The 5,530-nt window shown below is 64.1% G+C and carries 4 protein-coding genes; all 4 read left to right on the forward strand.

Annotated features, from left to right (window positions below):
- On the forward strand, positions 1-1,081 hold a 1,081-nt coding region (gene dprA, locus VJ307_05410), incomplete at its 5' end, for a DNA-processing protein DprA (protein HJX73578.1).
- A gap of 21 nt (positions 1,082-1,102) precedes the next feature.
- The gene (gene topA, locus VJ307_05415; GenBank protein HJX73579.1) at positions 1,103-3,463 is read left to right on the forward strand and encodes a type I DNA topoisomerase; all 2,361 of its coding nucleotides are present in this window, start codon (positions 1,103-1,105) and stop codon (positions 3,461-3,463) included.
- Positions 3,464-3,488: 25 nt separating this feature from the next.
- Positions 3,489-4,913 carry a sigma-54 dependent transcriptional regulator gene (locus VJ307_05420; protein HJX73580.1) on the forward strand — a complete coding sequence of 475 codons (1,425 nt, stop codon included), beginning with the start codon at positions 3,489-3,491 and terminating at the stop codon, positions 4,911-4,913.
- A gap of 64 nt (positions 4,914-4,977) precedes the next feature.
- Positions 4,978-5,415 carry a prepilin-type N-terminal cleavage/methylation domain-containing protein gene (locus tag VJ307_05425; GenBank protein HJX73581.1) on the forward strand — a complete coding sequence of 146 codons (438 nt, stop codon included), beginning with the start codon at positions 4,978-4,980 and terminating at the stop codon, positions 5,413-5,415.
- Positions 5,416-5,530 lie beyond the last annotated feature (115 nt).

Genomic DNA, 5,530 nt, shown 5'->3' on the forward strand with positions numbered 1-5,530 from the left:
CCTCGTGGAAGGGTTTACCGCCCGCCACCTTTCATGGCTGGCGGCGCGCCGGGACCGGGTGCCGGGATCATCCGACGACGAACCCCTCCCCGGACACTCCCTTCTGCACAAGGGGATCGAGGCGGCCACCTCCCGGGAAGCCGGCGAGAGGGCTGACGAGGTGCGCGATAAATGCGCACGGATCGGCGCGCGGATCGTCGCGCTCGGCTCCGAAGAATACCCGGATTTGCTGGCGTCCGTTCGGGATGCTCCTCTGGTTTTGTACTGTCGGGGATCCCTCCCGTCGTGGGAAGTCCCGGTTGCCGTCGTGGGAAGCCGCGCCCCTACCGCCGTGGGGAAAGAGTTCGCCCGGGGGCTCTCGGCCGAACTTGCGTTCCGGGGGGTCACCGTGGTAAGCGGGATGGCCCGGGGGATCGACGCGGCCGCACACGAGGGGTCGATATCCGCAGGGGGGAGGACCATCGCCGTCCTGGGCTGCGGTGTGGACGTCTGCTACCCCCCCGAGGCGACGCGGCTCCGGGATGCCATTCTCGACAGGGGGGCGATCGTCTCCGAATTCCCCCCCGGGACGCTGCCGCTGGCCCGCCGGTTCCCGGCGAGGAACCGCATCATCAGCGGGATGTCGAGGGCCGTGGTGGTGGCGGAAGCTTCGGCGAAAAGCGGCGCGCTCATCACGGCGCGGTTCGCCCTCGAACAGGGAAGGGAGGTGATGGCCGTTCCGGGAAGCCCCGTGTTTCCCCACACGGAGGGGAGCAACCGGCTCCTCATGGAGGGGGCCGCGATGGTCACCGGGGCGTCGGACGTGCTCCTGGCTCTTGGTGTTGGAGGGGAGGGTTTCGTGCCGTCGCCGGATGCGGGCGGCGAGAGGCCGGAAGGGACAGGGGATCTCGAGCGGCGGATCCTGCGGTTCCTGTCCGTGGAGCGTCACGTGAACGAAATCGCCGTTTCCCTGGAGATCCCCGTGCAGGAGCTCTTGCCCTGTCTCCTGGATATGGAGTGGAGAAAATTGCTTGCAAGGCGGAGCGGGGACTATTATAAAACCATGTCGAAATCCGGAAGGCCCGTGCGCGATGGCGCATAGGGTGCCGCCCCAGGAGGAAGAATGGCCAAGGCGCTCGTCATCGTCGAATCCCCGGCGAAAGCCAGGACGATAAAGAAGATCCTCGGGCGGGGCTACCAGGTCCTGCCCTCCATGGGGCACGTGATGGATCTTCCGAAAAGCCGTCTGGGCGTGGACATCGAAAAAGGATTCGTCCCTAAATACATCGTCATCAAGGACCGCAAAAAAGTGCTCTCCGAGATCCTTGACGCCTCCCGCTCGGTGAAGACGGTCTACCTCGCTCCCGACCCGGACCGCGAAGGGGAGGCGATCGCCTGGCACATCGCCGAGGCGATCCGGGAAGGCGGCGCGCGCGGCCGGAAGAGGAAGATAGGGGAAGCGGCGCCCCCCCCCGCCGAAGTCCGGCGGGTCCTCTTCCACGAGATCACGAAGAAGGGGGTCGCCCAGGGGATGGCGGACCCCCGTTCCCTCGACAGGAACAAGTTCGACTCTCAGCAGGCCAGGCGCATTCTCGACCGCATCGTGGGCTACTCCCTGAGTCCCCTTCTCTGGAAGAAGGTCAGGCGCGGTCTCTCGGCGGGGAGGGTCCAGTCCGTCGCCGTGAAGATCATATGGGAAAGGGAGAAGCAGATCGTCTCTTTCGTCCCCGAGGAGTACTGGTCGCTCACCGCGCGCTTCGCGGGCAGCGTGCCCCCCGAGTTCCCCGCGAAGCTTGTGGAGGCGGGGGGAGAGAAGGTGAGGCTCCGGACGGGGGAGGAGACTCTCACCTTTCGGAAAGCCGTGGAGAACGGCCCGTTCCGGGTCCGGGAGATCCGCAAGAAGATGCGGCGGCGAACCCCCCCCCCGCCGTTCACGACCTCCAAGCTCCAGCAGGAGGGGGCGAGGAAGCTCCGCATGCCCTCCTACCGCACGATGATGGTCGCCCAATCCCTCTACGAGGGAGTCGACGTCCCCGACGCGGGGCTCGTGGGCCTCATCACGTACATGCGGACGGACTCCGTCCGGGTGGCGGACGAGGCGGTGGCCGCGGCGCGCGACACCATCCGGAAGGCGCACGGCGAGTCCTATCTGCCGCCGGCTCCCCACGCCTACCGGAACCGAAAGTCCGCGCAAGACGCCCACGAGGCGATTCGCCCCACGTCGATGGAGTTCCCGCCGGCGAAGGTCAAGCCGATCCTGAGCCGCGACCAGTACCGCTTGTACGAGCTGATCTGGAACCGGTTCGTCGCCTCCCAGATGGCGGCCGCGGAGTTCGAGCAGACCGCGATCGACATCCTCTGCGAACCTTCCACCCCTCCGGCCGCCGGCTACCTGTTCCGGGCGACGGGGTCGATCCCGCGGTTCCTCGGGTATCTCGAACTGTACCAGGAGGGAAACGGGGAGAGGACCGGTCCTGCCGGGGAGCAGGAGGAGGAAAAGGACGAAGAGAAGGGGGAGGGAAACATCCTGCCCGTCCTTGGCGAGGGGGAGTCCCTCGTGCTCCGGGAACTCGTGGACGCGCAGCACTTCACCCAGCCGGCCCCCCGGTTTACCGAAAGTTCCCTCATCAAGGAGCTGGAGGAGCAGGGGATCGGGCGGCCGTCCACGTACGCCTCGATCGTCAAGACGATCCGGGATCGCGGGTACGTCGGGATGGAGGACAGGAAGTTTCTCCCCACGGACCTCGGCCGGATCGTCACGGAGCTCCTCGAGGAGTCCTTTCCGAACGTGATGGATGTCGCCTTCACCGCCCGGATGGAGGAGGAGCTCGACCAGATCGAGGAGGGGGAGCGCGAGATGGGCCGGGCGCTCGACGATTTCTACCGGCCGTTCTCGGAGGAGCTCGAGCGCGCGAAGAGCGCGATGCCCGAACTCAAGGAAGAGCTCATCGCCACGGGGATCCCCTGCCCGTCGTGCGGCGGGGAGATGGTAATCCGGTTCGGGCGGGCGGGGAAGTTCCTCGCCTGCCGGAATTACCCCCAGTGCCGACACACGGCGAACTTCCGGGAGACTCCCGGGGGAGGCGTGGAGCTTGCCCCCGACGAGGAGGCGGGCGTTGCGTGCGACAAGTGCGGCAAAGCGATGGTCGTCCGCCGCTGGAAGGGATCCCGGTACATCGGCTGTTCCGGCTACCCCGAGTGCCGCAACAGCCGCCCGTACGGGACCGGGGTGGGATGTCCCGAGTGCGGCGAGGGGGAGATGGTGGAACGGTCCTCCCGGGCGGGGAAAATGTTCTACAGCTGCTCCCGCTACCCGGAATGCCGGTTCGCCTCGTGGAGCCGGCCCGTGGAGGGACCGTGCCCGGTCTGCGGCTACCCCGCGATGGCGGAGAAGGTCAGAAAAGGCGGGCGGACGGAGATCGTCTGTCTGCGCAAGGGGTGCAAGGGGAAGAAGGCGGAAGAACCCCTTACCGGGACCGGGTGACCCCCGTCCCGCGAAGGAACCGGACATGAAGGAATACATACTCGTAGTCGACGACGAGCAGAGCCTTCGGCAGTTCCTCGAGATCTTCCTCGAGAAGGAGGGGTACGAGGTCGACACGGCCGCCTCCCTCGAGGAGGCGGAACAGGCCATCGGCAGGAACGTCTACGACCTCGTTCTGACCGACCTGCGGATGTCCGGCGAGGACGACGGCCTCAAGGTCCTTCGGGCGGCGATCCAGAAGAACCCGTCCACCGAGGTGGTGGTGATGACCGCCTACGCCGAGCACAAGTCGGCGGTCGAGGCGATGAAGCTTGGGGCCTACGATTACGTCGACAAGGACGCGCTCAACCTCGGGGCCGACTGCATCACCAAGCCGTTCGACCTCGGCCAGATGCGCGATTTCATCCGGAAGGCGATCGCCCGCAAGGAGACGGCGGAAATCCGCACCCGGGCCCTTCGGGAAGAAGTTCTGGAAACCTCGGTCTACGAGGGGATCGTCGGCCGCTGCGAGGCGATGCTCAAGATCTTCGAGATGATCGAGCGGGTCGCGCCCACCAACGCCAACGTGATGATCATGGGGGAAAGCGGGACCGGGAAGGAACTGGTCGCCGCGGCCCTGCACTCCCGGAGCGACCGGCGGGATTTCCCGTTCGTCCCCATCAACTGCGCCGCCATCCCCGAAACGCTGATGGAGAGCGAGCTCTTCGGCCACATGCGCGGCGCCTTCACCGGCGCGGTGCAGCAGAAGAAGGGCCTGTTCGAACAGGCCCACCGGGGGACGCTGTTCCTGGACGAGGTGGGAGAGCTTCCCCCCAACATGCAGAGCAAGCTGCTGCGGGCGATCCAGGAGCGCTCCTTCCGGAGGATCGGGGGGAACGACGACATCTCCGTGGACGTGCGGATCCTCTGTGCCTCCAAGCAGAACCTCGAGGAGCTGATGAAGGGCGGCGCCTTCCGGGACGATCTCTTCTTCCGGCTCAACGTCATCCAGATCGTGGTCCCCGGCCTCCGCGAGCGGAGAGAGGACATCCCGACTCTCGTCCGGCATTTCCTGATGAAGTTCGGGGAGAAGACCGGCAAGCGGATCGCCCGGATCGACGGGGAGGCGATGCGCGCCCTGCTCTCCTACGATTTCCCGGGGAACGTGCGGGAACTGGAAAACATCCTCGAAAGGGCGACGATCATAGAGACAAAAGATGTCATTTCCCTGGAATCCCTCCCCCCAAATGTGACAAAAATGGGCATCCGGGAAGAGGCTTCGATCCCGTTCTACCCGGAACTTGCCGACGGGGAAGTCGTCTCGCTGGACGAGGAAATGGACCGGCTCGAGAAGACGATGCTTCTCAAGGCCTTGGAAAAGACGGGCGGGAACAAGACCGAAGCGGCGAAACTCCTCAATATTTCATTCCGTTCCATACGTTATCGTCTCGATAAACACGGGATCGAGTAATCGGCACGAATCCTGCTCCTAATCCCCCCCGACTATGTACAGCGGCCTGATAAAGGTGGGAATATTGAAGAAAAACAGAGGATTCACGCTGATCGAGCTGATGATCGTGGTGGCGATCATCAGCATTCTCGCCGCGATCGCCATCCCGAATTTCTTAAGCTTTGTCAGCCAGACGCGAAGGTCGGAAGTGAAATCCAACCTGGAAGCCATTTACAAGGCCGAATTGTCCTATTTCGCAGAAAAGGACCGATATTCCGGAAGTTTCGTCGAGATTCGCTGGGTGCCCGTCGGGGTGGCCCATTACACCTACTCCGTGGGAACCGAATATTTCGGCAAGGACAATACCGTAAACCCCAAACCGGCTTCCGCGACCCCGGCCGCGAACGACAACTCCTTTGCGGCATACGGTTGGGGAAATATCGATTCCGACAGTATTGTGGATATCTGGCACATCGACCAGATGAAAAACATAGTGAACGATGTCGATGACATCAGCTCGTGACGTTGGCACGGGGATTGCTGTTCGATAGGCATAACAATATTCCCCCCCTGGGAAAGGAGAGCGGCATGTTCCAACTGATGAAAAGGAAGAACACCAAAGGCTTCACCCTGATCGA

This window comes from Candidatus Deferrimicrobiaceae bacterium, assembly GCA_035256765.1.
In the GTDB taxonomy this organism is placed as follows: Bacteria; Desulfobacterota; Deferrimicrobia; order Deferrimicrobiales; family Deferrimicrobiaceae; genus CSP1-8.